Here is a 3311-nt window from a genome sequence, read left to right as displayed (position 1 = left end):
CATAAACTAAAAAAGCCATCGATTAAGATGGCTTTTTGTCTTAGTAAAACACGATATTGTCGTTTTGCAAAAACCGTTTACGGCTTACAAAAATAATCCACAGCGCGTTTAACTAACTCTATGCCCGTTTTATCGCAAGGCGGTAACTCGGCATCACTGATATTGATAGGCGTCACGCGATCGCCCCATTGCAGCAAGAGTGCGGCAGAGGTTAAGCCGGCACCAAAGGCACAAGAGAGTATGGTTTGATTCGGCTTAATCACGCCTTGCTCTAACGCATCACAAATCGCAATTGGAATGGTTGCTGCCGAGGTATTGCCATAATTGGCAATGTTAACGAAGGCTTTTTCTTTCGGAATTTTCATCCGACTGACTAAGGTATCGATAATGCGCTCGTTGGCTTGATGCGGGATAACTAGATCCACTTCATCTTTATCAACGCCACATTTTTCAAGCACTTTAGTGCTTAACTTGTTCATGCCGTTAATCGCGCGTTTGAAGATTTCTTGGCCATCGAATTCAATAAAGAAATCCAATGACTCGGCAGAGAATCTGTCCATCGCCGTACCAAAGCCAGCTTTAAGAATGTCACGACCTTCAGGATCGTTATTCAGCTCATAACCGAGCACGCCACCGGCAACATCTGTTGCTTCAACGACAACGGCACCTGCGCCATCACCGAATAACACGGCAGTTTCGCGGCGTGACCAATCTAAATAGAAAGAGAGACGCTCGGCACCAATCACCAATACTTTCTTGCTCTGACCACTCTTGATTTGTGAGCTGGCTAAACCTAAGCCATATAAGAAGCCACTGCAGGCTGCATTGATGTCGAACGCGGCACAACTGGCGCCAATATTAGCTTGTACAGTTGATGCGATATTCGGGATCAAAGTGTCTGGGCTGGCGCTGGCCAGAATGATCATGTCGATTTCACTGCCATCGATACCCGCAGCTGCGAGCGCGCGTTGTGCTGCAACTGAAGCGAGTTCAGAGGTGTTAACATGACTGATATGGCGCTGGCTGATGCCGGTGCGAGATTTAATCCATTCATCGGATGTCTCGATAAAGGTCGCAAGATCATCGTTGGTCAGAGTGGCTGGTGGAACACATTTGCCCCAACCTGTGATAGTGGCGTACTGCATGGTGGTTTCTCTCAAATAAAAAAGGCAGAACCTGAGCGCTGCCTTGAATCGACAACAAAGCTTATCGGCAACTCTAATGGCCGTCCGTGATCTAGACCACCTGTTTGGCGACGAGATCTCGAATTGTCATTGCGGCATGCAGAATATGATGGCGCAGTAGCGCCGTCGCTTTTTCTGTTTCTCTCAGTTTGCAGTGGTTGAGCAAAGCTCTGTGCTCATGCTCTGCAGCAGGAATCCCCCCCGCGAGCAATAACTGCAAACGAATGTATCTATCACAATTAGTATTGAGGCCGTGAACAACCTCAAGGGTGTGTGGGCGATTAGCCGCCTGATATAAGCAAGTGTGAAATTGCGTATTCAACTCGCTCCAACTGGCAACGGCATCTTCATGTTTGAAGGCCGACTCCAATTGTTCGAGTACACGTTCTGCTTTTTCTAAATCAGCTTCTTGAAGCAGTGGGATCGCCTTAGCGAGCAGATCGGTTTCGATCATGGCACGTAATTCAAAAAGTTCGGTGACTTGCTCGACGGATAACACGGTCGCCGTTGCACCTTTATGGGGCTCAAACTTAACGAGTCCTTCGGCTTCGAGTTGCAATAAGGCTTCTCTCACCGGAATGCGGCTGACATTTAACGCTTCAGCCAACGCACTTTGTCTGAGTGGTTCTCCTGCGGCTATGTCACCTGAAAGAATTCTCTCTCTGAGCACTTCAACAACTAACTGGGTGCGGGTTTTGTGGACTATAGGCGTAGTTCGACTCATTATTTCCGTCTATTTCGGGTATTTTCTCGTTATCTGCCCAAGATTACCGTTAAAAACACCACAAATAAAGGGGAATGCTTGATTGAGTGGTGCATCTTAGGGATTAACAATGCCCAAACGGCGAGGGTTTTGATGGTTTTAGCTCTCTCAATTATGCGCCTTTCTTGGAAACAATCTTTAATGCGACAGCCATCATTTTCCTAAGTGCGCTGTTTATCTACTGCAATGAAGTACTTCGACTAGTCGGTTGAGTCTGGTACAACTGTTAAATATGTTGCCCAAGGACTTTGATTTAACAGGATAAGATTTTTCATACATTGAGACTCTCGGGGCAAGGTGTTATCCGCATCTAGCGATAAGTATCACTAACGCTCAATTTAGCGCTAAAAGCACAACTTCGCGGTGCAATTTCTGATAATGAATGGAATAATAGCGCGATAACGCCTTAGGCGATTTTGGAGTATTACAGTGAGTCGAGCAGTATTTTTAGACCGTGATGGCGTGATTAACAAAGATCATGGTTATGTCCACTTAGTGGATGACTTCGAATATATCGAAGGTGTGTTTGAATCTTGCCTCTCTTTGAAGGAAATGGGCTACAAGTTAGTTGTCGTCACTAATCAATCTGGTATTGCCCGTGGTATGTATACAGAAGATCAATTCCACAGCTTAACGGAGTGGATGGATTGGAACTTTGCCGACAAAGGCGTTGAACTCGACGGTATCTACTATTGCCCGCACCATGCTGAAAATGGCATAGGGGAATATAAGGCCGACTGTGATTGCCGTAAACCTAAGCCGGGTATGCTCAATGATGCGGCGCAATTCTTGAACATCGACTTAGTGCACTCAGTCATGGTTGGCGACAAAGCCGAAGATATGCAGGCAGCGAAAGCGGCGGGCGTGACCACTCGCATATTAGTGCGCAGTGGTAAGGTTATTGCTGATGACAGCGATGCGACTGTGGTACTGGGCAGTATTGCCGATGTGCCAGCTTACTTAAAAAGCCTGGGCTAGTCGCTGCACTACTACTTATAAGCAGATAAACATTTGCTGATAAGTTCATCTCAAGCAGCAACTATCACAGTAACCAGTAGCGCGAGTTGCCGCTCTTGTTGGATGAGAGTTTGCGTTAAAAGCGATCCAACATTGAATAAAGAGCTAACCAATAGGTTGGCTCTTGTCATTTCTAGCGCTGGGTTTACCTCATCTTTCCCCATAACTCAGCACAAATTCGATAATATTGGCGTTAAAACACACTTTTAGTTTAAAAAGTGTGCGCTTGAGTCGTTTTTCGTAATTATTCGCGCCAAAGGGGTTGCGGTAAAATCTGACATCCCTATAATGCGCATCCACTGACCCAGCGGGGTCAACGGTTAAACGCTGAATAAGCTGCTAACCAT

3 protein-coding genes are annotated in these 3311 nt (G+C 46.2%); 1 reads left to right on the top strand and 2 read right to left on the bottom strand.

The features are described 5' to 3' along the window. Nucleotides 1–77: 77 nt before the first annotated feature. Nucleotides 78–1145, bottom strand: a complete 1068-nt coding sequence (locus FW758_RS24065; RefSeq protein WP_006082137.1) for a ketoacyl-ACP synthase III — start codon at nt 1143–1145, stop codon at nt 78–80. Between the two features lie 91 nt (nt 1146–1236). Beyond that, the gene (locus FW758_RS24060) at nt 1237–1908 is read right to left on the bottom strand and encodes a GntR family transcriptional regulator (protein ID WP_006082136.1); all 672 of its coding nucleotides are present in this window, start codon (nt 1906–1908) and stop codon (nt 1237–1239) included. 468 nt (nt 1909–2376) lie between these two features. Between FW758_RS24060 and gmhB the strand changes: the two genes are divergently transcribed. Next, a complete protein-coding gene (gmhB, locus tag FW758_RS24055; RefSeq protein ID WP_446446772.1) occupies nt 2377–2925 on the top strand; it encodes a D-glycero-beta-D-manno-heptose 1,7-bisphosphate 7-phosphatase in 549 nt (182 codons plus the stop codon). Nucleotides 2926–3311: the final 386 nt, after the last annotated feature.

It is taken from the genome of Shewanella sp. 1180_01 (genome assembly GCF_052850535.1).
The sequence above is the reverse complement of the archived record's forward strand: the minus strand, read 5'-3'. Positions and strand labels throughout refer to the sequence as shown.